Source organism: Mycolicibacterium sp. 624 (assembly GCF_040548615.1).
Classification (GTDB): domain Bacteria; phylum Actinomycetota; class Actinomycetes; order Mycobacteriales; family Mycobacteriaceae; genus Mycobacterium.
Window position 1 is genome coordinate 298417 of sequence record NZ_JBEPRZ010000009.1, and the last position, 23665, is coordinate 322081.

General features: G+C 67.6%; 26 protein-coding genes. 14 read left to right on the plus strand and 12 right to left on the minus strand.

Annotated elements, in window-relative coordinates:
• Nucleotides 1-7 precede the first annotated feature (7 nt).
• From ABIA65_RS29890 to ABIA65_RS29920, 7 genes are all read left to right on the plus strand, one after another.
• A complete protein-coding gene (locus ABIA65_RS29890) occupies nucleotides 8-454 on the plus strand; it encodes an ester cyclase (RefSeq protein WP_241404307.1) in 447 nt (148 codons plus the stop codon).
• Nucleotides 455-806: 352 nt separating this feature from the next.
• Complete coding sequence (locus ABIA65_RS29895; protein ID WP_354525813.1) at nucleotides 807-2414, plus strand: threonine/serine exporter family protein; 1608 nt, start codon at nucleotides 807-809, stop codon at nucleotides 2412-2414.
• A gap of 43 nt (nucleotides 2415-2457) precedes the next feature.
• Nucleotides 2458-2940: an RNA polymerase sigma factor gene (locus ABIA65_RS29900; RefSeq protein WP_241404305.1), complete on the plus strand. Its 483-nt coding sequence runs from the start codon at nucleotides 2458-2460 to the stop codon at nucleotides 2938-2940.
• Between the two features lie 26 nt (nucleotides 2941-2966).
• Entirely contained in the window at nucleotides 2967-3551 is a 585-nt protein-coding gene (locus tag ABIA65_RS29905; RefSeq protein WP_354525862.1) for a methylated-DNA--[protein]-cysteine S-methyltransferase, read from the plus strand.
• Nucleotides 3548-4258, plus strand: coding sequence for a 2OG-Fe(II) oxygenase (locus ABIA65_RS29910; protein WP_241404304.1), 711 nt, complete (start codon nucleotides 3548-3550; stop codon nucleotides 4256-4258). The genes ABIA65_RS29905 and ABIA65_RS29910 overlap by 4 nt, the downstream gene beginning before the upstream one ends.
• 84 nt (nucleotides 4259-4342) lie before the next feature.
• Nucleotides 4343-5767: an SDR family NAD(P)-dependent oxidoreductase gene (locus ABIA65_RS29915; RefSeq protein ID WP_241404303.1), complete on the plus strand. Its 1425-nt coding sequence runs from the start codon at nucleotides 4343-4345 to the stop codon at nucleotides 5765-5767.
• 58 nt (nucleotides 5768-5825) lie between these two features.
• Nucleotides 5826-6656 (plus strand): MBL fold metallo-hydrolase, encoded by an 831-nt coding sequence (locus tag ABIA65_RS29920; RefSeq protein WP_354525814.1) that lies wholly within the window; start codon nucleotides 5826-5828, stop codon nucleotides 6654-6656.
• 24 nt (nucleotides 6657-6680) lie between these two features.
• On the opposite strand, the gene ABIA65_RS29925 is transcribed toward ABIA65_RS29920, so the two are convergent.
• Nucleotides 6681-7463: an SDR family NAD(P)-dependent oxidoreductase gene (locus ABIA65_RS29925; RefSeq protein ID WP_502919635.1), complete on the minus strand. Its 783-nt coding sequence runs from the start codon at nucleotides 7461-7463 to the stop codon at nucleotides 6681-6683.
• Nucleotides 7464-7641: 178 nt separating this feature from the next.
• Here ABIA65_RS29925 and ABIA65_RS29930 point away from each other — a divergent pair, with 178 nt between their 5' ends.
• The 3 genes from ABIA65_RS29930 to ABIA65_RS29940 all read left to right on the plus strand — a co-directional run bounded on the left by ABIA65_RS29930 (nucleotide 7642) and on the right by ABIA65_RS29940 (nucleotide 10842).
• Nucleotides 7642-8286 (plus strand): TetR/AcrR family transcriptional regulator, encoded by a 645-nt coding sequence (locus ABIA65_RS29930; protein ID WP_241404301.1) that lies wholly within the window; start codon nucleotides 7642-7644, stop codon nucleotides 8284-8286.
• 113 nt (nucleotides 8287-8399) lie between these two features.
• Nucleotides 8400-9884, plus strand: coding sequence for an aldehyde dehydrogenase family protein (locus ABIA65_RS29935; RefSeq protein WP_354525815.1), 1485 nt, complete (start codon nucleotides 8400-8402; stop codon nucleotides 9882-9884).
• A gap of 37 nt (nucleotides 9885-9921) precedes the next feature.
• Nucleotides 9922-10842, plus strand: coding sequence for a TIGR03619 family F420-dependent LLM class oxidoreductase (locus ABIA65_RS29940; RefSeq protein ID WP_354525816.1), 921 nt, complete (start codon nucleotides 9922-9924; stop codon nucleotides 10840-10842).
• 5 nt (nucleotides 10843-10847) lie between these two features.
• Here ABIA65_RS29940 and ABIA65_RS29945 read toward each other — a convergent pair whose 3' ends face one another.
• From ABIA65_RS29945 to ABIA65_RS29955, 3 genes are all read right to left on the minus strand, one after another.
• Complete coding sequence (locus ABIA65_RS29945; protein WP_241404298.1) at nucleotides 10848-11501, minus strand: cation efflux transmembrane domain-containing protein; 654 nt, start codon at nucleotides 11499-11501, stop codon at nucleotides 10848-10850.
• Nucleotides 11501-11824: an ArsR/SmtB family transcription factor gene (locus tag ABIA65_RS29950; RefSeq protein WP_354525817.1), complete on the minus strand. Its 324-nt coding sequence runs from the start codon at nucleotides 11822-11824 to the stop codon at nucleotides 11501-11503. Before ABIA65_RS29950 ends, ABIA65_RS29945 begins: the two co-directional genes overlap by 1 nt.
• 71 nt (nucleotides 11825-11895) lie before the next feature.
• Entirely contained in the window at nucleotides 11896-12594 is a 699-nt protein-coding gene (locus tag ABIA65_RS29955; protein ID WP_241404296.1) for an SDR family oxidoreductase, read from the minus strand.
• A 43-nt stretch (nucleotides 12595-12637) separates the two neighbouring features.
• Here ABIA65_RS29955 and ABIA65_RS29960 point away from each other — a divergent pair, with 43 nt between their 5' ends.
• Nucleotides 12638-13390 (plus strand): enoyl-CoA hydratase, encoded by a 753-nt coding sequence (locus ABIA65_RS29960; protein WP_241404295.1) that lies wholly within the window; start codon nucleotides 12638-12640, stop codon nucleotides 13388-13390.
• A 9-nt stretch (nucleotides 13391-13399) separates the two neighbouring features.
• Here the strand turns inward: ABIA65_RS29960 and ABIA65_RS29965 are convergent, their stop codons facing one another.
• Genes ABIA65_RS29965 through ABIA65_RS29985 form a run of 5 tightly spaced genes read right to left on the minus strand, consistent with a single transcriptional unit; the run spans nucleotide 13400 to nucleotide 19431 of the window.
• The gene (locus ABIA65_RS29965) at nucleotides 13400-14212 is read right to left on the minus strand and encodes an HpcH/HpaI aldolase/citrate lyase family protein (RefSeq protein WP_354525818.1); all 813 of its coding nucleotides are present in this window, start codon (nucleotides 14210-14212) and stop codon (nucleotides 13400-13402) included.
• Nucleotides 14212-14724, minus strand: a complete 513-nt coding sequence (locus ABIA65_RS29970; protein WP_241404293.1) for a MaoC family dehydratase — start codon at nucleotides 14722-14724, stop codon at nucleotides 14212-14214. Before ABIA65_RS29970 ends, ABIA65_RS29965 begins: the two co-directional genes overlap by 1 nt.
• Nucleotides 14721-15881, minus strand: a complete 1161-nt coding sequence (locus tag ABIA65_RS29975; RefSeq protein WP_241404292.1) for an acyl-CoA dehydrogenase family protein — start codon at nucleotides 15879-15881, stop codon at nucleotides 14721-14723. Before ABIA65_RS29975 ends, ABIA65_RS29970 begins: the two co-directional genes overlap by 4 nt.
• On the minus strand, nucleotides 15878-17875 hold the full coding sequence (locus tag ABIA65_RS29980) for an ATP-binding protein (protein ID WP_241404291.1): 1998 nt from the start codon (nucleotides 17873-17875) through the stop codon (nucleotides 15878-15880). The genes ABIA65_RS29975 and ABIA65_RS29980 overlap by 4 nt, the downstream gene beginning before the upstream one ends.
• A 5-nt stretch (nucleotides 17876-17880) precedes the next feature.
• The gene (locus tag ABIA65_RS29985; RefSeq protein WP_241404290.1) at nucleotides 17881-19431 is read right to left on the minus strand and encodes a carboxyl transferase domain-containing protein; all 1551 of its coding nucleotides are present in this window, start codon (nucleotides 19429-19431) and stop codon (nucleotides 17881-17883) included.
• 91 nt (nucleotides 19432-19522) lie between these two features.
• Here ABIA65_RS29985 and ABIA65_RS29990 point away from each other — a divergent pair, with 91 nt between their 5' ends.
• Nucleotides 19523-20149 (plus strand): SACE_7040 family transcriptional regulator, encoded by a 627-nt coding sequence (locus ABIA65_RS29990; RefSeq protein ID WP_241404289.1) that lies wholly within the window; start codon nucleotides 19523-19525, stop codon nucleotides 20147-20149.
• Here the strand turns inward: ABIA65_RS29990 and ABIA65_RS29995 are convergent.
• Entirely contained in the window at nucleotides 20146-20301 is a 156-nt protein-coding gene (locus ABIA65_RS29995; protein WP_241404288.1) for a DUF6131 family protein, read from the minus strand. The two genes, ABIA65_RS29990 and ABIA65_RS29995, sit on opposite strands and share 4 nt — an antisense overlap.
• A gap of 47 nt (nucleotides 20302-20348) precedes the next feature.
• Entirely contained in the window at nucleotides 20349-20552 is a 204-nt protein-coding gene (locus ABIA65_RS30000; RefSeq protein WP_241404287.1) for a hypothetical protein, read from the minus strand.
• A gap of 155 nt (nucleotides 20553-20707) precedes the next feature.
• Between ABIA65_RS30000 and ABIA65_RS30005 the strand changes: the two genes are divergently transcribed.
• Complete coding sequence (locus tag ABIA65_RS30005; RefSeq protein WP_354525819.1) at nucleotides 20708-21472, plus strand: MmpS family transport accessory protein; 765 nt, start codon at nucleotides 20708-20710, stop codon at nucleotides 21470-21472.
• Here ABIA65_RS30005 and ABIA65_RS30010 read toward each other — a convergent pair.
• Nucleotides 21440-22768, minus strand: a complete 1329-nt coding sequence (locus tag ABIA65_RS30010) for an MFS transporter (RefSeq protein WP_354525820.1) — start codon at nucleotides 22766-22768, stop codon at nucleotides 21440-21442. The genes ABIA65_RS30005 and ABIA65_RS30010 overlap by 33 nt on opposite strands.
• A 46-nt stretch (nucleotides 22769-22814) precedes the next feature.
• Between ABIA65_RS30010 and cmrA the strand changes: the two genes are divergently transcribed.
• Nucleotides 22815-23621 carry a mycolate reductase gene (cmrA, locus tag ABIA65_RS30015; RefSeq protein WP_241404284.1) on the plus strand — a complete coding sequence of 269 codons (807 nt, stop codon included), beginning with the start codon at nucleotides 22815-22817 and terminating at the stop codon, nucleotides 23619-23621.
• The last annotated feature ends 44 nt before the right edge of the window (nucleotides 23622-23665 follow it).

Consider the following 23665-nt stretch of genomic DNA (forward strand, 5'->3'; position numbering starts at 1 on the left):
GACTTTCATGTCGATCGAAGAGAACAAGGCCGTCGTCGGGCGCTGGTTCAACGAGTTCTGGGGCGCCGACTTCAATCCCGATGTCATCGACGCCCTGGCCGCGCCGGACATCCGGTTCGAGTACTCGCTGCACGCTCCGTGCAAGGGCCGCAACGAGGTCCGCGCCTTCGCCACTAAGTTCCGGGCCGCGTTCCCGGACTTGGCGTTCGGTGCCACCGCCGACCTGATCGCCGAGGGCGACTATGTCGTCGGGCAGTGGATCGGCGGCGGAACCCAGACTGGCGAGGCCTTCGACGACATGCCGATCGGCGCGCTGCCGGCCGGCACCGGCAAGACGATGCGCTTCACCGGCACGTCGGTGCTCAAGGTCGTCGACGGCCTCATCGTTGAAGAAGTCGGCCTCGACGATGGTGTCACCGTGCTGCAGCAGCTGGGTCTGATCAAGCCCGCCTAACCGGTAACCCGCCAGTCCAGGGGCTCCGCCGCACTAACGCGCGCGGACCGCTGGGCACCGGGGATTCCTGAGTCGGAGGATTCGATCCCTGCCCGCGCGAGCGAGCGCGTCAACATGTGATGACGGCCGGAATTGGCATGCCCCCACCGCTGGGCATGCCAATTCCGGTGGTACAGCGTCCAGATCAACTGGCTCAACGGGTTCGACGCGAAGCCCCACTCGACGTGCACCGTCACAAATGTGAACCACCCCGATCACCCGGGCGCGCCGACGAAGCCGGGTGACGCGACCCACGTCGACGTCAGGCGGGGCGCGGCCAGATTGCAGCGCCGGATCAGTATCGTTTGCAGCGATGGACCACGATGGATCAGGCGGCACCGATCGGCTGCGCCGGGGGCTGCGGATGGCGCTCAGCGGCGGTCGCCGGGATCCGGCCACCGGTGCCGGTCAACGGCGCCGCACGTCGGCCGGCGTCAGCGACCTGCACGCCCGCAAGGTGCTCGACCTCACCATCCGTCTCGCCGAGGTGATGCTGTCATCCGGTTCGGGCACCGCAGATGTCGTCGCAACCGCGCACGACGTCGCTCAGGCGTACGAACTCATCGACTGCGTCGTCGACATCACGTTCACCACCATCATCGTGTCCGCACCGCCGACCGCAGACCGACCGCCCGTCACCATCATGCAATCCGTGCGCACCCGGTCCACCGACTACACCCGACTGGCCGAACTCGACCGCTTGATCCAACGAATCACCTCGGGCGGTGTGTCGGTGAACCAGGCGCACGAGGCGATGGACGTGCTCACGGAACGGCCGCACCCCTACCCTCGCTGGCTCGCGACCGCGGCCTGGGCGGGCTTCGCCCTGGGTATCGCCATGCTGATCGGCGGCACATGGCTCACCTGCATCGTGGCCGCGGTGACCTCCGCGGTCATCGACCGTCTGGGCCGACTTCTGAACCGCATCGGCACCCCGTTCTTCTTCCAGCAGGCTGTCGGTGCCGGTATCGCGACCCTCGTCGCTGTGGCGATGTACCGCTTCGCCGGGCAGGGCCTGACCACCCTCGTGGCCACCGGAATCGTGGTGCTGCTGGCGGGGTTGACGCTGGTCGGTTCGATGCAGGATGCGCTGACCGGGTACATGATCACCGCTCTTGCCCGGCTGGGCGACGCGGTGTTTCTGACCGCAGGGATCGTCGTCGGCATCCTCGCCACCCTCCAGATCGTGACCGTGGCGGGTATCGAGATCGAACTGCACGTCGACGTGAGCCAGACCTACATCACGCCCCACATGCCGCTGCCGATCATCGTCGCCACACTGGGCGCTGCGCTGGCCGGTGTGTGCCTGACCCTCGCCAGCTACGCCCCGTTGCGCTCGATGGCCTCCGCAGGACTCGCGGCCGCGATCGCCGCACTGGTGTTCATCGGCCTCGGCGCAGCCGGATTCAGCCCGGTCATCGCCACCGGGGTCGCGGCCATCGCCGTCGGCCTCTTCGCCACCATGATCTCGATCCGCAGGCAGGCACCGGCCCTTGTCATCGTGACGGCCGGGATCACACCGTTGCTGCCGGGGCTTGCGGTCTTCCGGGGGGTGTTCGCGTTCGCTGTCGACGAGGACTTCGACCGCGGTCTCGCTCAGATGTTGTCAGCGGCCGCAATAGCGCTCGCCATCGGCGCCGGGGTGGTGATGGGCGAACTCCTCGGCTCACCTCTGCGATATGGCTCGGGACGGGTGGGCACGTTCTTCCGGATCGAGGGTCCACCCGGGCTCCGGCGCGCTGTCGGCCGCGTCACGAAACTGCGGCCGGCAACCGAGCAGCCGCCCACGGGTACGGGCCGGTTGCGGTCCCGAAGCATGGCACTCGAGGTGGCGTCTGGCGGAGACGCCGACACCTCGGAGAGCCGCCCCGCGCCCGGCCCCGCCGACACCCCGGGCGACCAGGATGGCAACGCCGGGTGACGAGCGGACCTCACACAATCCGGCCTCGGAGCGTCTACAGCGTGTGACAGTCCAACAGCCCTTCGAGAAGGTGGTCTCCGATCACGGACCGACAGTGCTGCGGGTGTGCCGTGCCGTCCTCGGGCCGGTCGATGCCGACGATGCGTGGTCGGAGACCTTCCTGTCCGCGATGAGGGCGTACCCGCAGCTTCCCGCCGACGCCAACGTCGAGGCCTGGCTGGTCACCATCGCGCACCGCAAGGCCATCGACGTCACCCGCACCCGAACCCGCGCCGCAATCCCGACCGACACCCTGCCCGAGACACCCGGCACCCAGCGCCCCGAACGCGACGACGACCTCGCCGACGCCCTCGCCGCTCTGCCCAACAAGCAGCGGCACGCCGTGGCCTACCACTACCTGGCCGGCCTGCCTTACACCGAGGTCGCCGCGATCCTCGGCGGCACCGCCACCGCCGCCAGACGCGCCGCCGCCGACGGCATCGCCGCACTTCGACGCACCTACTCCAGGGAAGGAGTGACCCCATGACCGACAACGACGACCTCATCCGTGACATGGCGCGGAGCACCAACCCCACCCCCGACAAACTCAGCGAGCTGCATGCCCGCCTCGCCGCCGCCGCGCAGCGCGACGGCATCCTGGACGTCGCCTACCGACTCGTCGACACCCCCGTCGGAGGACTGCTGCTCGCCGCGACCGAGCGCGGACTTGTCCGCGTCGCATACGCCAGCGAGGACCACGACCGAGTCCTGCAGACACTGGCCGACAAGGTCAGCCCCCGGATCCTGCTCGTCCCGGCCCGCCTCGACGCCGTCGCCCGTCAACTCGACGAGTACTTCGCCGGACATCGCAGGGCTTTCGACGTGCCCCTGGACTGGCGGCTGTCGGCCGGGTTCCGCGCCACCGTGCTGCACCACCTGCCCGACATCGGCTACGGCCTGACCGCCAGCTATGCGACCGTGGCCGCACTGGCCGGTAACCCGAAGGCCGTGCGCGCCGTCGGCACCGCGTGTGCCACCAACCCGCTACCCGTTGTCGTGCCGTGCCATCGGGTGGTGCGCAGTGACGGCACGATGGGCGGCTACCTCGGCGGTGTGGAGGCCAAACGCACGCTGCTCACCCTGGAGGCCGCGGCATGAGCCCGTGGCGGGACCGCGTCGAGGCCGTCGACTGGACCGGCGTTCACGCCGATCTCGACGCCATCGGCTGCGCGTTGACCGGGCCGCTGCTCTCGGCCGACGAGGCCGCCGAGATCGCGTCGCTCTACCCCGACGACGACCGGTTCCGCTCAACGGTGCACATGGGTCGGTATCGCTTCGGTGAGGGCGAGTACCGCTACTTCACCGAGCCGTTCCCCGACGCCATCGCCGAACTCAAGGCGGCGCTCTACCCCAAGCTGCTGCCGATCGCGCGCGACTGGTGGACCAAACTCGGCCGTGACGTGCCCTGGCCCGACAGCCTCGAGGAGTGGCTGCAGCAGTGTCATGCGGCAGGGCAGACCAAACCCACCCCGATCCTGCTCAAGTACCGAGCGGGCGACTGGAACGCTCTGCACCGGGATCTGTACGGCGAGTTGGTGTTTCCGCTACAGGTGGTGATCAACCTGAACCAGCCGGGTATCGACCACACCGGCGGAGAGTTCCTGCTCTACGAACAACGCCCCCGCGCGCAGTCCCGCGGCACCGCCACCCTCATCCCGCACGGGCACGGTCTGGTGTTCACCACCCGTGATCGTCCCGTCCCCTCCCGCCGCGGGTGGTCGGCGGCTCCGATGCGGCACGGCGTCTCCGTGATCCGATCCGGTACCCGATTCGCCCTGGGCTTGGTCTTCCACGACGCTGCCTGATGTGGAGCCGGCTGGAGGGCAATCCGGTGGCCGCCGAAGGTCGCAGATTCGATTCACTGCCGGGTCTCCCCGTACCCTTTAGCGGTGACCGAGATCGATCCGCAGCAGCTCAGCACCTGTCTGAAAGTGCTGTCCGAGATCGAGGCACTCCCCCCCGAGCACCCTGATGCGGTGGCGGTGCGCCGGGCCACCGCATCGCTGTGGAAGTCGGTCAAGCTGGCCCGACGCCACGCCAAGCGGGATGCGGTGACCGCCGCCGATGACGCCGTCACCGCGGCCACGGCCACCGGGGCACCCGGGCGCATCGACGACGAGACCCAGGGCCTGCCGTTGGTGTCCACCGCGGTCGGGGCCAGCGCGGGCACGCTGCAGCGCTCGCGGGCCTGCTACACGTGCAAGAACCGCTACACCGTGGTCGACGCGTTCTATCACCAGCTCTGCCCGCCGTGCGCCGCGTTCAACCGAGCCAAGCGCGACGCCCGCACCGACCTCACCGGCCGCACGGCGCTGCTCACCGGCGGGCGCGCCAAGATCGGCATGTACATCGCGCTGCGGCTGCTCCGCGACGGTGCCCACACCACGATCACCACGCGCTTTCCCAACGACGCCGTGCGTCGCTTCGCCGCCATGGAAGACAGCGCCGACTGGCTGCACCGGCTGCGCGTCGTGGGCATCGATCTGCGCGATCCGGCTCAGGTCGTCGCGCTCGCTGACACGGTGGCCGCACAGGGCCCCCTGGACATCCTGATCAACAACGCGGCCCAGACGGTGCGGCGTGCCCCGGGCTCCTACGCCGCACTGATCGAGGCCGAGCGCACCCCGCCGCCCGAACTGGCACAGGTCGATGTGGTCACCTTCGACCGGGTCAGCGACGCACACCCGGCGGCGCTCGCGGGAAGTCTCGCGGAGCATCAGACACCACACGCCATCATGGAGCTCGCCCTCACCGCCCGCAGCGCGTCGCCGGAGCGCATCGCCGCCGGCACGGCCATCGACGCGGGTGGCCTGCTGCCCGACACCGCCTCGGTCAACAGTTGGACACAGCGGGTGCACGAGGTCGACGCGATGGAGCTACTCGAGGTGCAGCTCTGCAACCAGACCGCGCCCTTCATCCTGGTGAGCCGCCTTCGCCCGGCGATGGCCGCGGCGTCGGCGCGACGCAAGTACGTGGTGAACGTGTCGGCGATGGAGGGCCAGTTCAGCCGGGGTTACAAGGGGCCGGGACATCCGCACACCAACATGGCCAAGGCCGCGCTGAACATGCTCACGCGCACCAGCTCAGCGGAGATGCTCGAGCGCGACGCCATCCTGATGACCGCCGTCGACACCGGCTGGATCACCGACGAGCGTCCACACCCGACCAAGCTGCGGCTGGCCGAGGAGGGCTTCCACGCCCCACTCGACCTCGTCGACGGCGCCGCCCGCGTGTACGACCCGATCGTGCGCGGTGAGCAGGGCGAGGATCTGCACGGCTGCTTCCTGAAGGACTACGCGCCAAGCAATTGGTAGTCGGTTCCGGCCGGAAGCGCTTGACCTCAACCTAGATTCAGGTCATAGCCTCGGCGGCATGACGACATGGATATGCGACGGCTGCGGGTTGGAACACCCTGATTCGGCCGAAGCGCCGCCCCTGGACGGCTGCGTTTTCGATGTGGGGCCGGTGTCCGATGAGGAACTCGGCGACCTCGGCCCACACACCCGCCAATGGCTGACCCTCGATGAGTTGGCGGCGCAGCCACACAGCACCGAGCACCGCGACCACGGCCGGGGTGTGCACAGTTTTCGGCGGCTGCCGCGTCTGGGTATCGGCCAGTGGTCGTTTCTGGTGTGCACCGCGGACGGCAATCTGTTGTGGGATCCGCCCGCCTACCTCGACGACGAGATCGAGAGCCTGGTGCGCGGCCTCGGCGGGGTGAGCGTCATCGCCACAAGTCACCCGCACATGTTCGCCGCCCAGGTCAGCTGGAGCCACGCATTCGGGCAGGTGCCGGTATTGGTCAACACAGCTGCCAGACAATGGCTTCCGCGCCCCGACCCCGTCGTCGCGTTCTGGGACGGGGAGGTCCAGCCGCTGCCCGGCCTCCGGGTCATCCGGCTAGGCGGTCACATGCCGTCGAGCGCCGTCGCGCTCACCCCCGACGGGAGTCTGCTCGCCGGGGACACCATCAGCGGGAGCCTCGACCCCGGCTGGTTGTCGTTCCAGCGCAACTACCCCCGGCACGTGCCGATGTCCGCGGGCACCGTGCAGCGGTTGGTCGATGACTTGGAGGCCGTTGACTTTGACCGCCTCTACACGCTCGGCGGCGACGCCATCGAGCGCGATGCCCACGACGTTGTGCGAAACGCGGCGCGGCGACATATCCGTTGGGTGAGTGGCGAATTCGACCACCTTACTTAGACTCCCGAAGCGCGGGTGCGCGAGCTAGAGCGTCAGCGAGTACCCGCCGTTGACGCAGATCGTCTGACCCGTGATCCATGAGCCGTGATCGCTCGCGAGCATCACGGCGAGGTAAGTGAGGTCATCGGGCACACCCGGGCGACGGATTGCGTAGTTCGCCAGGATCGCCTTGGCCTGAGGCGAATCCGCCTGCTCGGCCCACAGCGGCTCGGTCAGCGGTGTGCGCATGGTACCCAGCGAGATGTTGTTGGCCGTGATGCCGAAGCGCCCGTTCTCCAGGGCCACCGAGCGCGTCAGCCCGGCAGCCCCCGCCTTCGACGCCCCGTAGACGGCGCCCCCGGGATCCCCGGTGCGTCCGGCATCGGAGACGATCGTGAGAATCCGACCCCACTCATTGAAGACCATCCCCGGCAGCACGGCGCGCGTGCAGTGCAGAACACCGTAGAGATTCACCCGCAGGAACGACTCCCAGTCCGCGGGTTCGGTTTCGGCGAATCGGCCCCGACCGGCGAATCCCTCGGCACCGGCGTTTCCCGCGTTGTTGATCAGGATGTCGACCGGCTCCGATGCGGTCAGCGCCTCCGTGACGCTGCCGTAGTCGGTGACGTCGAACGGCACCGACACCGCCGCGCCGCCACGAGCACTGATCTCGTCGACCACCGCCCGCGAACGCTCGGCGCGAAGGTCGTTGACGAGTACCTCGGCCCCCGCCGCGCCAAAGGCGAGCGCCAGACCTCGCCCGACACCCTGGCCACCGCCTGTGATGACAACCCGCCGTCCACTGAGATCGATCTCGGTGCTCAACATCTACCTCCGACTGTGGCGCAAGGGATTTCAGGGAAATCCTTACTCTACTAAAGTAGAGTCAGGCGTGACGATAACAGACGCCGCAGCGAGCCCACACCGAAATGGGCCCGAGAATTCCTCCCAAATGCATCAGGAGAACGCGTGAGCCCAGGCCCGCTGACTACACTGCCCGCACAAGATGCGTAGAAAACCCGACCCCGACGCACGCCGCCGCGAACTCTGCGACGCGGCCATCGACCTGTTGGCCGAGGACGGGTCCAAGGGCTTGAGCCACCTGAAGCTTGACCGCAAACTCGGCGTTCCCGACGGCACGGCATCCTTCTACTTTCGGACGCGAACGGCACTGGTCCACGCGGTCGCCGAGCGGGTCACCGAACTCGATCTCGCCGATCTGAGCGCCGCCACATCCGATCCGGGCCGCACCCGAACGACAGCGGGTGCCGTCAACGCGCAGCCCTCCGGCTTGGCGAAGTTGGTGATGCGCTCACGAACCGGCGCATCCCTACACAGGACCAAGGTGCGGTTCGAGTTGGTCCTGCAGGCCAACCGCGACCCGGCACTCGCCACGATCCTTTCGCGCTACAGCGACCGCTACCTCGACCTGATTCGCGACGCGGTACGCCTGCACCGCCCGGCGGGTTCCGACCCGGACGCCACCGTCACCGACGAACAGGCCTACGTCCTCATGACGTTCATCAGCGGCGTCATGCTCTCGTTCACCACCGGCAGCCGCACGATCACATCCGCAGAGCACCTCGACGACATCATGTCCGGCGTCGTCTCGGGCATCGTCGCCTCCGAGTACCACCCGGCGCCTCGCTAGTCCCGAGACTCGCACCCAACGTAAATCCGATTCTCCGAAAACGCTCCACTCATTCTCTCTATATATGTAGAGTCTCGACCACACGATGATCGAATCGAACGGGAGCAACTGGGATGACTGTTGTAGACAGTGACACCGGCGTATTGGCCGGCGAGCCGCGCATGCTCATCGACGGTGACCTGGTCACCACCGCCGGCGGCGCGACGTTCGACGTCATCCACCCCGCCACCGAGCAGATCGCCGGTCAGGCGACCGACGGCACCGTCGCCGACATGGAACGCGCGGTCGGCGCAGCGCGGCGAGCATTCGACACCACCGACTGGTCTCGCGACGTCGAGTTCCGCCATCACTGCCTGACGCAGTTGCACGACGCCCTGGACCGTAACAAGGAGCGGCTGCGCCGCGTCCTGGTTACCGAGGTCGGCTGTCCGCTCACGGTGTCGGGTTCCCAGATCGAGAGCCCCATCGAGGAGGTCACGCACTGGGCCGAGCACGGCAGGAAGTTCGACTATGTGGTCGACACCGGCGTTCACCCCACTCAGATGGGCCCGGCCCGTCGCAGGCTGCACTACGAACCGGTCGGCGTCGTCGGCGCCATCACCCCGTGGAACGTGCCGTTCTACCTGAACATCGCCGAGACCATCCCCGCCCTGATGGCCGGAAACACCGTGGTGCTCAAGCCCGCCCAGCTCACCCCGTGGTCCGGAAGCGAGTACGGCCGAATCGTGGCCGAGGAGACCGACATCCCGGCCGGCGTGTTCAACGTCGTGGTGTCCAACGCCAACGAGGTCGGCGCCGCCCTCTCGGCGGACCCGCGGGTGGACATGATCACCTTCACCGGCTCCACCGCGACCGGGCGCGCCATCCTCGCCGCCGGCGCCCCGACCGTGAAGAAGACGCTGCTGGAGCTCGGCGGGAAGTCCGCACACATCGTGCTCGACGACGCCGACTTCAACTCCGCGCTGCCGCTCGCCGCGATGATGGCGTGCGTCATGTCCGGCCAGAGCTGCATTCTGCCCAGCCGGATTCTGCTGCCCCGCAGCCGGTATGACGAAGGGCTGGCCATCCTGAAGGCGTCGATGGAGAACTTCCCCGTCGGCGACCCGTGGACGCCCGGCATCATGCAGGGGCCACAGATCAGCGACGTCCAACGCCAGAAGGTGCTCGGCCTGATCAAGAGTGGCATCGACTCTGGCGCGCGCCTCATCACCGGTGGCGGCATTCCGGAGAACCTTCCCGTCGGCTACTACACCCAGCCCACGCTGCTCGCCGACGTCGACCCCGACAGCCAGGTCGCCCAGGAGGAGATCTTCGGGCCGGTGCTGACCGTCACGCCGTATGACACCGACGACGAGGCGATCGCGATCGCCAACAACACCATCTACGGTCTGTCCGGTGAGGTCTCCAGCGCCGACGTGGATCGGGCGCTGGCGGTGGCGTCGCGGATGCGCACCGGCAACGTCACCATCAACGGAAAGTCCCACTTCGGCATCGGCAGCCCGTTCGGCGGCACCAAGCAGAGTGGTCTCGGCTATCGCAACGGCGACCTCGGCTACACGGAGTACCTCGCCATCAAGACCATCGGACTGCCCGAATGAGACTGACTGACTACGATATTCAGAGGCGCGATGCACAGTGCAACTGACGTTCAACCTCCCCCACATGCTGGAACTCAAGGCGATGATGCAGCCGTGGGAACTGGCCGTCACAGGCGCCGATCAGACGCGGATGATCAAGTGCGCCGACGAGTGGGGCTACGACATGATCGCGGTCCCCGAGCACTTCCTGATACCGAACTCGCATGTCGAGCTGTCCGGTGCGCACTACATGCACTCCACAGCCGCCCAGGCCTACATCGCGGGCGCGACGTCACGGATCCGCGTCAACTCCTGCGTCACCGTTCTGCCCCTGCATAATCCGATCATGCTCGCCAAGGCACTGGCCACCGCGGACTGGATGAGCAGCGGACGGATGATGGTGACCGTCGGCGTCGGCTGGCTCGAGCGCGAGTTCGAACTGCTCGGCGTGCCGTTCCGGGAGCGGGGCAAGATGGCCGACGAGTACCTGGCCGCGATGATCGAACTGTGGGTCAGCGACTCACCGTCGTTCCAGGGCAAGTACGTGTCGTTCGACGACGTCGCCTTCGCCCCCAAACCCGCTCAGAAACCGCACGTCCCGATCTGGGTCGGTGGCGACGCCGACGTCGTGCTCAAACGCGCTGCGCGATTCGCCTCCGGCTGGTGGGCATTCCTGACTCCGCCGGAGAAGATCGCCGACCGCATCGATTTCATCAAGTCCCAGCCCACCTACGACGGCCGACCGTTCGACGTGATGCACGGTATCTCGACACCCATGGTCGGCGAGGGGCATGAGGTCGTCGACCATCCTGACGTTCGCCCGGGGATGTCGGAACAGGAGATCGTGCACCGCCTCGGCTGGCTGGCCGAGCAGGGAGTCACCGTGAGCGCTGTCCCCCTGCCGCCAGTCCGGACCGTCGACGAATACCTGGACTACGCGCAGTGGATCATCGAGGATATCAAACCCCAGGTGCCGTAGGTCAATCACTCACAGGTTGTCGCACAGCAGGTCTCGCCCCGCCAGGCGTTGATGCCCTCCTTCACCGCGATGACGGCGATGACCAGCGCGGCGATCGGATCGGCCCAGGACCAGCCGAACAGACTGTTGAGCAGCAGCCCGGCCAGCAGGACCGCCGACAGATAGGTGCACAGCAGGGTCTGCTTGGAGTCGGCGACGGCGGACAGCGACCCGAGTTCGCGCCCGGCGCGGCGCTGCGCCCACGACAGAACGGGCATGATCGCCAAACTCACTGCGGCCAAGGCGATCCCGACCGCCGAGTGCCGAGCTTCGCCCACGCCCAGCAGGGATCTGATGGCGTCGACGGTGACATAGGCGGCGAGCCCGAAGAACGAGAACGCAATGATTCGCAGCGCGACCCTCTCGCGAGACTCGGGGTCCTTGCCGGCGAACTGCCACGCCACCGCGGCCGCGGACGACACCTCGATGACGGAGTCCAGACCGAAACCGATCAGCGCGGTCGAGGACACCCGCGCACCCTCGGTCAGTGCGATGACGGCCTCAATGACGTTGTACGTGATGGTCGCCGCCACGAAGAGCCGAATCCGGCGGGACAGCAGCCGCCGACGTTCCGCGGTCGGCCCCGAACTCAGGCCGGGCATTCCGAGTTCCGCGGCCATCAGCAGGTGCAGCCGCTCTCGGCGCAGCAGCTCGGATCGACGGCGAGCACCAGGCCGAGCAGGTCATCGAGTGCGTGCCCGATGCGCGGATCGGCGAGCTCATACCGCACGCGACGACCCTCGGGCACCGCGACGACGAGACCGCACCCCCGCAGGCAGGCGAGGTGGTTGGACAGGATCTGGCGCGAGACGCCGATGTCGTCGGCCAGTTCCGAGGGGTACCGCCCGCCCTTTCGCAGGTTCAACAAGATCTGCGTGCGCGTCGAATCGGACAGCGCGTGACCGAACCTCGCCAGGGCATCAGTGTGCTGCAGGGTCTGCATGGCACAACAGTACATCATTTTCTGTATTCAGAAATAGATGTACTGATGGTCGGCGAGCTACCCCGCCATCACTAGGCGAACTGCGGGTACACGCCGGGCACCCCCGCGGCGAGGCCCGCCTGCACGTGCCTACTCACGTCATCGGCCAGGACCTCGTGGGCGCCGGCCGCGACGGCGTCGATCCCCAGCGCGGCGACATCAGCGGGATCGCTCTTCTGTCCGTCCATGCCGGCGGTCATGTCGGTGTCCATCAGGCCGACGTGCAGTCCCGTCACCGTGATCCCCCGGCCGGCGAGCTGGACCCGCAGCGCATTGGTCATCGACCAGGCCGCGGACTTCGACGCGCAGTACCCGCCGCTGTCGGGAATGCTCAGCCACGACAGCACCGACAACACGTTCAGCATGCCGCCCCCGCCATTGCGCTCGATGACGGGCACGAATGCGCGCACCACCGACAGGGTGCCGAAGTAGTTGGTGTCCATCTCCTTTCGCACGTCGTCGAGATCGGCGGTCAGGAAGTCGGTACCGAGCGAGATGCCAGCGTTGTTCACCAGAAGCGTGACATCCCCGGCGGCCTCGGCCGCCGCGGTCACCGATGCCGGATCCGCCAGGTCGATCGCCACGGGGATGGCGCCGTCCACGTCGACCGAGGCGGGGTCGCGCGCGCCGGCGTACACCCGAGCGCCTCGGCGCAGGAGTTCAGACGCGAAGTGCCGACCGAGCCCGCGATTGGCGCCGGTGACAAGAGCTGTGCACGAGGAGATGTCCATGCCGCCATACTGCTCCCTCGTGATGCACCGCTAGGCTGAGATGGTGTCTGATCTCGTATTGACGCAGGTCGAGGACCGCGTCGCCCTCATCACGATCAACGATCCCGACCGCCGAAACGCCGTCACTTCGGAGATCTCCGCCGCCCTGCGAAACGCGGTCGAATCCGTGGAGGACGACCCCGACGTCCACGCCCTCATCGTCACCGGCGCGGGTAAGGCCTTCTGCGCGGGTGCCGACCTGAGCGCGCTCGGCTCCGCCACCGAGGACGGCCTGCGTGTCATCTACGACGGATTCCTCGCCCTGGCGGACTGCTCGCTGCCGACGATCGCCGCGGTGAACGGCCCCGCCGTGGGCGCCGGCCTGAACCTGGCGCTGGCCGCCGATGTCCGCATCGCGGGCCCGGCCGCCCTGTTCGACCCGCGGTTCCAGAAGCTCGGCATCCACCCCGGCGGTGGCGCGACGTGGATGCTGCAGCGCGCCGTCGGCCCGCAGGTCGCACGGGCGTCGCTGCTGTTCGGCATGCGTTTCGACGCCGACGCGGCGGTCCGGTACGGCCTGGCGCTGCAGGTTTCCGACGATCCGGTCGCGGCAGCCAAGGAACTCGCCGCCGGTCCCGCCTCAGCGCCTCGCGAGGTGGTCCTGGCCACCAAGGCATCGATGCGCGCGACGGCCAATCCGGGCACGGTCGACGTCGATCAGCACCGCACCGCCGTGGACGTCGAGATCGGCCCGCAGGCTATCTCTATCGAATCCCCTGAGTTCGCAGCACGTTTGGCGGCGGCGAAGCGCAAGTAGCGGCGCCGGTCAGTTCCCCGGCGCGAGCGCGACGATGCGCTCAGCGCGCCGCAGCACCGGCATATCGACCATCTGGCCGTCGTGCTGGAACACGCCACGCTCGGCGCGCGCCTTCTCCAGAACGGCGCGCGCCCACTCGATCTCCTCATCGGACGGGGCGTACCCGGCCCTGATCACGGCGACCTGGGTGGGGTGAATGGCCACCTTGGCGTCGAATCCGACCGCCACCGCGTCATCGGTCTCGGCGCGCAGTCCGTCGAGGTCCTTGATGTTGACGTACACCGAGTCCAGCGCCATCTTCCCAAAGGCCTTGGCGGCCAGCAGACTCTGCGAGCGGACGTGCTTGGCGACATCGCGGTAGCTGCCGTCGGGCCAGCGATTGGCCGTGCCACCGGTGGAGGCGAACAGATCCTCGGCACCCCACATCACCGCGTACGCGTTGTCGACACGCGCGGTGTCGGTGACGGCCAGTGCGCCCAGCGGAGTCTCGACCAGGACGACGACGTCCAGTGGCGCCAGCGAGCGCACCTGGTCCGCGGACTCGGTCTTCGCCAACATCACCGTGGTGTAGTCGGTGCGAGTCAGCGCCTTGACGTCGAGCGCGTGATCGGGCGTGGTCGCCGGGTTGACCCGCACAACGGTGCGAGCAGGATCGAGCGGTGTGTCGATCAGCGCGGCACGGGCGGCCTCGCGATCCTTGGCGGCGACGCCGTCTTCGAGGTCGAGGATCACCACGTCGGCCGCGGCCGCCGCCTTCGCGAAGCGTTCCGGCCGGTCGGCGGGGCAGAACAACCAGCCGGGCCCCGTGTGCGTCAATGCCATCAGGCGTCTCCGGCTTCCTCGGCGGGGCGCTTGCGCACCATGGTCTTTCGCGATGCGGTCGCCACCACGTCACCGTGCTGGTTGCGCGCGACGTGAGAGAACGTGACGATGCCCTCCCCCGGCCGGCTCTTCGACTCGCGCTTGTCGGTCACCTCGGTCTCGGCGTACATCGTGTCGCCGTGGAACAGGGGCTTCGGGAACGCGACATCGCTGAAACCGAGGTTGCCGACGATGGTGCCCTGGGTCAGCTGCGTCACCGACAGTCCGACCAGCGTGGACAACGTGAACATCGAGTTCACCAGACGTTGGTTGAACGGCGGCTGCGCATCGGAGAACGCGGCGTCGAGATGCAGCGCCTGAGTGTTCATGGTGAGCGTGGTGAACAGCACGTTGTCGGCTTCGGTGATGGTCCGACCCGGGCGGTGCTGATACAGCACCCCGGTCTCGAACTCCTCGAACCACAGGCCCCGCTGGACGATGACCTTCTTCGCGGTCCCCTCGGCGTCGGTCACAGGCCGGCCTCGCGTGCGATCAGCATTAACTGGACCTCCGTGGTGCCCTCCCCGATTTCGAGGATCTTGCTGTCTCGGTAGTGGCGTGCCACCGGGTACTCGTTCATGAAACCGTAGCCGCCGAACACCTGGGTGGCGTCCCGGGAGTTGTCCATGGCGGCCTCGCTGGCGACCAGCTTGGCCACTGCGGCCGCCTTCTTGAATGGCTTGCCGGACAGCATGAGCGCCGCGGCGTCGTAGTAGGCGGCACGCGCGGCGTGAGCACGGGCCTCCATCCGCGCGATCTTGAAGGCGATGGCCTGATAGGTGCCGATGGCGGCACCGAAGGCCTGCCGCTCCTTGGCGTACTTGATGCACTCGTCGACACAGCCCTGCGCGGCACCGACCGACAGCGCAGCGATCGCGATGCGCCCCTCGTCGAGGATGCGCAGGAAGTTGGCGTAACCGCGGCCGCGCTCGCCCAGCAGGTTCTCCTGGGGCACCCGCACGTCGTCGAAGGACAGCGGGTGGGTGTCCGATGCGTTCCAACCCACCTTGTCGTAGGCCGGTTCTGCGGTGAAACCCTCGGTGGGCACCGGCACCAGAATCGAGGAGATCTCCTTCTTGCCACCGGACTCACCGGTGACGGCGGTGACCGTGACCAGCTTGGTGATGTCGGTGCCGGAGTTGGTGATGAACTGCTTGGTGCCGTTGATGATCCAGTGTCCGTCGTCGAGCTTGGCGGTGGTCTTCGTGGCTCCCGCGTCGGTGCCGCCGCCCGCCTCCGTCAGACCGAACGCGCCGAGTGCCTTACCGCTGGCCAACAGCGGCAGCCACTCCTGCTTCTGCTCGTCGTTTCCGAAGCGGTACACCGGCATCGCGCCCAGTGACACACCGGCCTCCAGCGTGATGGCCACGCTCTGGTCGACTTTGCCGAGCTCCTCCAACGCCAGACACAGCGCGAAGTAGTCGCCGCCCATACCGCCGTACTCCTCGGGGAACGGCAACCCGAACAGACCCATGTCGGCCATGCCCTCGACAACGGCGTACGGGAACGAGTGCTCACGGTCGTGCTTGGCGGCCACCGGCGCGACGACCGACTGGGCGAAGTCGCGGACGGTCTTTGCGAGTTGGTCGTAGTGGTCGGGCAGCGATCCTGTGGAAAGGAATTCGGTCATGACGTGGTCTCCTCTGCGATGATCCGGGCCAGGACCTGGCCCACCTTGACCTGGTCGCCGACGGCGACGTGTAGTTCGACGACGCCATCGACGGGCGATGACAGCGCGTGTTCCATCTTCATGGCCTCGACGGTGACCACGACGGTGCCGGCGGTGACGGTCGCCCCGTCCTCGACTCCGGCCGCGACCACCGAACCCGGCATGGGGCTGACGAGTTCGGCGTCGCCGCTGTGCTCGTCGTCGGGGCGCACCGGGGCCTCGCGCAGTTCCTCGACGGCGACGTTGCGCTCACCCGACAGCCAGACCCGATCACCGGACTCGGCGACCACGTACTCGGTACGCAGACCGTCCAGGGTCACCACCAGTGTGCGCCCGTCGAGCGTGGCTGTCAGCGAACGGCCCTCGCCGTCCTCGACCCGCGCGCTCGCATCGGTGGGGACACCGGTGATGTGGACGTGATCGGTGCGGTCACCTGAGCGCAATCGCGCTGTGGTGGGTGCGGGATCGCCCATCCGCCAACCGGTGGGCACGTCCCACAGGTCATCGCCGCGGGTTGTCCAGCGGCGCAGCCACCTGTCGGCGGCGGCGGCGATCAGTTCGTCATCGCTGGCGTGAACACCGACGTAGTCGGGCGTGCGACGGTCCAGCAGCCCGGTGTCCAGCCGTCCCGCGATCACATCCGGGTCGACCAGCAGGAACCGCAGGAAGTCGATGTTGGTGGTCACGCCGAGGACCGCCGTGTCGGCCAGGGCGCGGTCCAGCGCACGCAGCGCCGCGGGCCGGTCGGCGGCGTGGGCGATGACCTTGGCCAGCATCGGGTCGTAGTCGCTGCCGACGACGGTGCCCGGGTAGATGCCGGAGTCCACACGCACGCCGGCGCCGGAGGGTTCGACGACATCGATGACGTCACCGCCAGTCGGCAGGAAGTCGTGGGCGGGGTCTTCGGCGTACACCCTCGCCTCGATGGCGTGCCCGGTCATCACGACGTCGTCCTGGCTGATCGCCAGCACGTGACCCGCCGCGATGTGAACCTGTTGTTCGACGAGGTCCACGCCGGTCACCATCTCGGTCACCGGATGTTCGACCTGCAGGCGCGTGTTCATCTCCATGAAGAAGAACTCGTCGGGCTGGTCGGCGGACACGATGAACTCCACGGTGCCTGCGCCGGTGTAGTCGACGCTACGGGCGGTGGCGCATGCGGCCGCACCGATGCGGGCCCGCGTCTCGGGGTCCAGCAGCGGCGAGGGTGCCTCCTCGATGACCTTCTGGTGGCGACGCTGCAGGCTGCACTCGCGCTCCCCGAGGTGGATGACGTTGCCGTGGCCGTCGGCGAGGACCTGAACCTCGATGTGCCTGGGGTTCAACACGAACCGCTCGAGGAACAGGGTGTCGTCACCGAAGGCGGAGGCCGCCTCGCGACGCGCACTGACGAGTGCGGCCGGCAGTTCGGAGGCCTGGTGCACCACGCGCATGCCCTTGCCACCGCCACCGGCGGACGGCTTCACCAGCACCGGGAAGCCAACCTCTGCCGCACCGCCGATCAGATCGTCATCGGTGAGGCCGGGGCGTGAGATACCGGGAACCACAGGAACATCGAACGCTGACACGGCGGCCTTGGCGGCGATCTTGTCGCCCATCGTCTCAATGGCACCCACCGGCGGCCCGATGAACGTGATACCCGCGGCCTTCAGGGCCGCGGCGAATTCGGCGTTCTCCGAGAGGAATCCGTAGCCGGGGTGCACAGCCTGCGCGCCGGTTCGACGCGCGGCGGCCACCACGAGGGAGATGTCGAGGTAGCTCTGTCGTGCCGGTGCCGGTCCGAGGCGCACCGCCACATCGGCCTCCGCGACGTGGCGGGCCCCGGCGTCGGCGTCACTGAAAACCGCCACCGAGCGGATTCCCATGGCACGCAGGGTGCGGATGACCCGGACCGCGATCTCTCCGCGGTTGGCGACCAGGACGGTGTCAAAGGCGGTCTGCGAAGTTAATGTCATCACTGTCACATCCTGAACACGCCGTAGGACACCGGCTCCAAGGGAGCCTGTGCCACCACCGACAGGGCTAGTCCGACAACGGTTCTCGTGTCGGCTGGATCGATCACACCGTCATCCCACAGCCGGGCCGTCGAGTAGTACGGATTTCCCTGCGCCTCGTACTCATCGCGGATCGGCGCCTTGAACGCCTCTTCCTGCTCGGGCGTCATGTCACCGCGCACCGTCGCGAGCACTGACGCGGCCTGTTCACCGCCCATCACCGAGATGCGCGCGTTGGGCCACATCCACAGGAACCGCGGCGAGTAGGCGCGCCCACACATCGAGTAGTTGCCGGCCCCGTACGAGCCGCCGATCACCACGGTCATCTTCGGCACCCGGGCACAGGCGACGGCGGTGACCATCTTGGCACCGTGCTTGGCGATACCGCCCGCCTCGTAGTCGCGGCCGACCATGAAGCCGGCGATGTTCTGCAGGAACAGCAGTGGCACAGAGCGCTTGTCGCACAACTCGATGAAGTGCGCGCCCTTGACCGCCGACTCGCCGAACAGCACACCGTTGTTGGCCACGATGCCCACCGGATGGCCGTGAATGCGCGCGAATCCGGTGACCAGCGTGGTGCCGTACTCGGCCTTGAACTCCTGGAACTCGCCGCCATCGACGATGCGCGTGATCACCTCGTGCACGTCGTAGGGCACGCGTGAGTCGATGGGCACGACGTCGTACAGCTCGGTCTGATCGGCGATCGGATCTACTGTCTCCGCGACATCCCACGGTGTCGCGGTGCGCGGCCCGAGTGTGCCGACGATGCGGCGGACGATCCGCAGCGCGTCGCGATCGTCATGCGCCAGATGGTCGGTGACACCCGAGACCTTGGAGTGCAGGTCGCCGCCGCCCAGATCCTCGGCCGACACCACCTCGCCGGTGGCGGCCTTCACCAGTGGCGGCCCACCCAGGAAGATGGTGCCCTGGTTCCGCACGATGACGGCCTCGTCGCTCATGGCGGGCACGTACGCGCCACCGGCGGTGCAGGATCCGAGCACCGCCGCGATCTGCGGTATGCCCCGGGCACTGAGATTGGCCTGGTTGAAGAAGATGCGGCCGAAGTGGTCGCGGTCGGGGAAGACCTCGTCCTGACGCGGCAGGAACGCCCCGCCGGAGTCAACGAGGTAGACGCAGGGCAACCGGTTCTGGCCTGCGATCTCCTGTGCGCGCAGATGCTTCTTGACCGTCAGCGGGTAATAGGTACCGCCCTTGACGGTCGCATCGTTGGCGACAACCATGCACTCGCGCCCGGCCACCCGGCCGATGCCGGCGATGATTCCCGCCCCCGGGCACTCGTCGTCGTACATGCCGTTGGCGGCCAGCGGCGCGAGTTCCAGAAATGGCGAGCCGGGGTCGAGCAGTCCGTCGACGCGGTCGCGCGGCAAGAGCTTGCCCCTGCTGACGTGACGCTCCCGGGCGCGCTCGGGGCCGCCGAGTGCGGCGGCCGAGAGCTTGGTGCGCAACTGCGCCACCAGCTCCAGGTGTTGCTCGCGATGAGATGCCCGCGTTGCCATCGTGGACCCATTCAGTTGAGTTAATGAAGACTAACTCGTAGGATGTTAGTAACGATTAACTGAAATGTCCACCACGGGTCAGGAGATTCGCGTGTCGAACACGCCCAGCGGGTCAGCCGACCACGGCACGGTCGAGACACCCCGCAGCAGAGCCAAATCCGACCGTCGCAGCCAGCTGATCGCGGCCGCCGAACACCTCGTCGCCGAGCGCGGGTTCACCTCTGTGCGGCTCGAGGACATCGGTGCCGCAGCAGGTGTCAGCGGACCGGCGATCTACCGCCACTTCCCCAACAAGGAGGCGCTGCTCGTCGAGATCCTGGTCGGTATCAGTACCCGGCTGCTCGCAGGTGCCACCGAGGTTGTGGCGCGCGGCGAAGACGCGGAGACCACGCTGCACGGCCTCATCGACTTCCACCTCGACTTCGCGCTCGGCGAGTCCGATCTGATCAGGATCCAGGACCGCGACCTCGGACAGCTGCCCGCTCCGGCCGAGCGTCAGGTTCGCCGCGCACAGCGTCAGTACGTGGAGATCTGGGTGGACGTCCTGCGCCGATTCGATGACGCGCTCGGCGAGGACGACGCACGGCTCATGGCGCACGCCAGCTTCGGATTGATCAACTCCGTATCGCACAGCGTCAAACAGACACCGCCACCGTCATCCCGCGCAGTGCTGCGCGCAATGACGGTGGCGGCAATGATGTCCGCTCCGCGCGGCTAATACCAGACCTTGCGGCCACCCACCGCGTGCCCGGCAGCGCCGAGCATCCAGAACACCGCCCCGATAACCAGGGCGACGACGCCGATGTAGGTCAGGATCGGCACCGAGAAGATCAGGCCGAGAATGAGCAGAATCACGCCAATGGCAATCATGGTTAAATCCCCTTCGTAATCAATCTGTAAGGCTCAGGACCGGTCGGTCACTGGCTGGGCTCTGGAACGTTGCAATCCGTCACCTTGGGGTTGACGCCCGCATAATTGAGCGGGCCTGCCACCACGGTGAGCGCGATGGTCCCCGCTGTGCCGCAACTGTTTTCCGCCGTCTTGAAGTAGTCGCGTTGATAGGCGGCGACCACACCGATCAGCAACCAGACGAGCACAATTACGCCGAGAAGTCCTCGCATGATTGGCCTCCATTTCTCTGCGCCCCAACGGCGCGTGATCTTGTTTTACCCACGCGAAAATTCGGCTAAACCCAAACCGACGGGTGGTTGACCCCCGATCGGCGTCTCTGCACGCCCGTTCGACACGCGGGTACCCTTGCGCCCATGAGGTGGTCATGACGGATTCACGACGCGACGAGTCGGATCCGACGCAGCAACTGCCCTACGAGTACCCGGGCTACGCCGATCCGGCTTACGCGAACCAGGCGTCGTACGGCCCGTCCTATCAGGCTCCGCCGACGCCCGACCAGACTCAGCAACTGCCTCCGTACTCGCCCCACACCTATCAGCCGCCGCCGACCGAGCAGTTCGGTGCGCAGTACCCCCCGGCTGGCCAACCGCCCGAGCCCCCCGAGCCAGAGGGGCCCCCCACGCGGCTGTGGTTGTGGGCGCTGGCGGCGCTGTCGGTGGTCATAGTCATCGGTCTCGTCATCGCGCTGGTCGTCGTCAACACATCGCAGCAGGAGACGGTCGTCGCACCCCCCACCTCGCCTCCCGAGCCGAGTTTCACCACGGCTCCCCCGACGACCACGCTCACACCGAGCGCACCCCGGCTGCCACTGCCGTTCCCGATTCCGGGCCCAACACCGCCGGGAGGGTCCGCCACACCGGGTGAGACCGAGACCGTCGTCTACGACGTCACCGGCACCGGCCGCGCCATCAACATCACCTACATCGACAGCGGCGGCATGTTCCAGACCGAGTTCAACGTCATGCTGCCCTGGAGCAAGCAGGTGGAACTCTCGGCGCCCGCCGAGCAGTCGGCGAGTGTCAGCATCATCAACGTCGGTCGCGAGATCGGTTGCTCCATCTCGATCAACGGCGTGCCGCTTCAGGAGCGGTCGGGCTCAGGCCTGACTATCTGCAGTCCGGTCAGCTGATCTGGGCGTTCGCACCAGCAGCATCGCGAACAACCCGAGCGCCAGGACGGCGACCAGCCCGCCCATGCCGGCGCGGTCCGTCCCGAATATCGCGATGGCCATCGCGAAGAACCACGGCGCCAACGGCGATGCCGCCCGACCCGTCGTCGTGTAAAGGCCGAACGACACGCCCTCCTTGCCCTCGGCCGTCAGGCGCAGCATCTGCGTGCGCGCTGATGACTGGGTGGGCCCGATGAACAGACACAGGAGCAGCCCGCAGATCCAGAACGCGATGGGCCCGTCGAGGCTTATCAGGGTGGATGCCACCACGATCATCGCGGACAGCGACGTGACGATGACGGGTTTGGATCCGACGCGGTCGTCGATCAGTCCGCCCAGTACCGCCCCCAGGGCGGCGACGATGCACGCGCAGATGCCGAACAGCAGGACGTCGGCCTGCGATATGCCGTACACGGTGACGCCGAGTACCGCCCCGAAGGTGAAGACGCCGGTCAACCCGTCGCGGAAGATCGCGCTGGCGATCAGGTAGTAGACGATGTTGTGATCGCGTTTCCACTGGTCGGTCAACTCTGCCCAGAGTTTGCGGTACGCGCCGAGCAGGCCCACGCGAGGTGTGTCGTCGACAACGGCCTCGGTACGACGGGACAGCAGCAGCGGCAGCGCGAACAGCGTGAACCAGGCCGCCGTCAGCAGCATCGCCGACCGCACCGGCCAGCCGTCGTCGGCGGGGATTCCCAGCAGCCCGCGGGTGTCACCGTCACCGGCGACCAAGCCGAGGTAGACCACCAACAACAGCAGGACTGTGCCGAAATAGCCCGCTGCGGAACCGAATCCGGAGATTCGACCCGATGTCTGCGGCGTGGACAGATCGCGGAGCATCGCGTTGTAGGGCACCGTGGCCAGATCACTGCACGCCGCGGTACACGCCAGTAGTGCCAGTCCCGGCCACAGGTAGTCGGGATCGTCGCGGATGAGGCTCATCGAGGCCGTCAGAAGAACGGCGGCGCCCGTCAGCACCGTGAGCACCGTCCGTCTGCGGTGCGCGGCGTCGACCCAGATCCCCGTCGCGGGGGCCAGTACGGCGACCACGAGCCCGGACGCCGTCAGCGCGCGGCCAAGCCACTCCGCCGGCGTGACGGGCCCGTCCAGACCCGCGCCCACCTGTCCGGTGAGATACACCGAGAAGACGAACGTCACCACGATGGCGTTCATCCCTGTGGCGCCGGTGTCCCACAGCGCCCACGCCGCGACTCGCGACCTCCCGGCGGTCAGCGACACCGTGCCGGGGCTGGTCATGGCCTCAACTCTATTGGTCGCACGACGGGTCCCTACGATTGGCGCCATGCCAGTACCCGCTCCCCATCCCGACGCCCGCGCGGTCGTCACCGGCGCTTCGCAGAACATCGGCGAGGCGCTGGCCACCGAACTCGCCGCTCGCGGGCATCACCTGATCATCACGGCGCGCCGCGAGGAGGTGCTGACGGCCCTGGCCGAACGGCTCACCGAGCGTTACGGGGTGACGGTCGAGGTGCGCGCGGTCGACCTCACAGACCCGGCCGCGCGTGATGTGTTCTGCGAGGAGCTGGCGCAGCGCGACATCTCCATCCTGTGTGCGAATGCGGGCACCGCGACGTTCGGCCCGGTCGCCGACCTCGACGTCGACGGGGAGAAGGCGCAGGTGCAGCTCAACGTGCTTGGCGTGCACGACCTCGCCCTGGCGGTGCTGCCGGGCATGGCGCGACGGCGTGCCGGCGGCATCCTGATCTCGGGTTCGGCGGCGGGCAACTCCCCCATCCCCAACAACGCCACCTATGCGGCGTCCAAGGCGTTCGCGAACACGTTCAGCGAGTCGCTGCGCGGTGAGGTCAAGCGTCTGGGCATCCACGTCACGCTGCTGGCGCCCGGCCCGGTCCGCGAGACGCTGCCCGATGAGACCGAGCAGTCGCTCGTCGAGAAGCTGATCCCCGACTTCCTGTGGATCTCGACCGAGTACACCGCGAAGATCTCGCTGGATGCCCTGGAGCGCAACAAGATGCGCGTCGTGCCCGGCGTGACGTCCAAGGCGATGTCGGTGGCCAGCGGGTACGCGCCGCGCTCGATCGTCACGCCGATCGTCGGCGCGGTCTACAAACGTCTCGGCGGCGGCTAGCGGCTTCGCGCGGCACGTCAGCCCCAGTCGCCGAGACTGCTGTG

Excerpts from the sequence above, each read along its gene's own strand:
- ABIA65_RS29920 (WP_354525814.1), top strand. The coding sequence starts at position 5,826 with ATGACGACATGGATATGCGACGGCTGCGGGTTGGAACACCCTGATTCG.
- ABIA65_RS29910 (WP_241404304.1), top strand. The coding sequence starts at position 3,548 with ATGAGCCCGTGGCGGGACCGCGTCGAGGCCGTCGACTGGACCGGCGTT.
- ABIA65_RS30000 (WP_241404287.1), bottom strand. The coding sequence starts at position 20,552 with ATGCGAGGACTTCTCGGCGTAATTGTGCTCGTCTGGTTGCTGATCGGT.
- ABIA65_RS30010 (WP_354525820.1), bottom strand. The coding sequence starts at position 22,768 with ATGACCAGCCCCGGCACGGTGTCGCTGACCGCCGGGAGGTCGCGAGTC.
- ABIA65_RS29985 (WP_241404290.1), bottom strand. The coding sequence starts at position 19,431 with ATGGCAACGCGGGCATCTCATCGCGAGCAACACCTGGAGCTGGTGGCG.
- ABIA65_RS29955 (WP_241404296.1), bottom strand. The coding sequence starts at position 12,594 with ATGGACATCTCCTCGTGCACAGCTCTTGTCACCGGCGCCAATCGCGGG.
- ABIA65_RS29945 (WP_241404298.1), bottom strand. The coding sequence starts at position 11,501 with ATGGCCGCGGAACTCGGAATGCCCGGCCTGAGTTCGGGGCCGACCGCG.
- ABIA65_RS30005 (WP_354525819.1), top strand. The coding sequence starts at position 20,708 with ATGACGGATTCACGACGCGACGAGTCGGATCCGACGCAGCAACTGCCC.
- ABIA65_RS29995 (WP_241404288.1), bottom strand. The coding sequence starts at position 20,301 with ATGATTGCCATTGGCGTGATTCTGCTCATTCTCGGCCTGATCTTCTCG.
- ABIA65_RS29925 (WP_502919635.1), bottom strand. The coding sequence starts at position 7,463 with ATGTTGAGCACCGAGATCGATCTCAGTGGACGGCGGGTTGTCATCACA.
- cmrA (WP_241404284.1), top strand. The coding sequence starts at position 22,815 with ATGCCAGTACCCGCTCCCCATCCCGACGCCCGCGCGGTCGTCACCGGC.
- ABIA65_RS29950 (WP_354525817.1), bottom strand. The coding sequence starts at position 11,824 with ATGCAGACCCTGCAGCACACTGATGCCCTGGCGAGGTTCGGTCACGCG.
- ABIA65_RS29895 (WP_354525813.1), top strand. The coding sequence starts at position 807 with ATGGACCACGATGGATCAGGCGGCACCGATCGGCTGCGCCGGGGGCTG.
- ABIA65_RS29935 (WP_354525815.1), top strand. The coding sequence starts at position 8,400 with ATGACTGTTGTAGACAGTGACACCGGCGTATTGGCCGGCGAGCCGCGC.
- ABIA65_RS29905 (WP_354525862.1), top strand. The coding sequence starts at position 2,967 with ATGGCGCGGAGCACCAACCCCACCCCCGACAAACTCAGCGAGCTGCAT.
- ABIA65_RS29975 (WP_241404292.1), bottom strand. The coding sequence starts at position 15,881 with ATGACCGAATTCCTTTCCACAGGATCGCTGCCCGACCACTACGACCAA.
- ABIA65_RS29930 (WP_241404301.1), top strand. The coding sequence starts at position 7,642 with ATGCGTAGAAAACCCGACCCCGACGCACGCCGCCGCGAACTCTGCGAC.
- ABIA65_RS29890 (WP_241404307.1), top strand. The coding sequence starts at position 8 with ATGTCGATCGAAGAGAACAAGGCCGTCGTCGGGCGCTGGTTCAACGAG.
- ABIA65_RS29980 (WP_241404291.1), bottom strand. The coding sequence starts at position 17,875 with ATGACATTAACTTCGCAGACCGCCTTTGACACCGTCCTGGTCGCCAAC.
- ABIA65_RS29965 (WP_354525818.1), bottom strand. The coding sequence starts at position 14,212 with ATGGCATTGACGCACACGGGGCCCGGCTGGTTGTTCTGCCCCGCCGAC.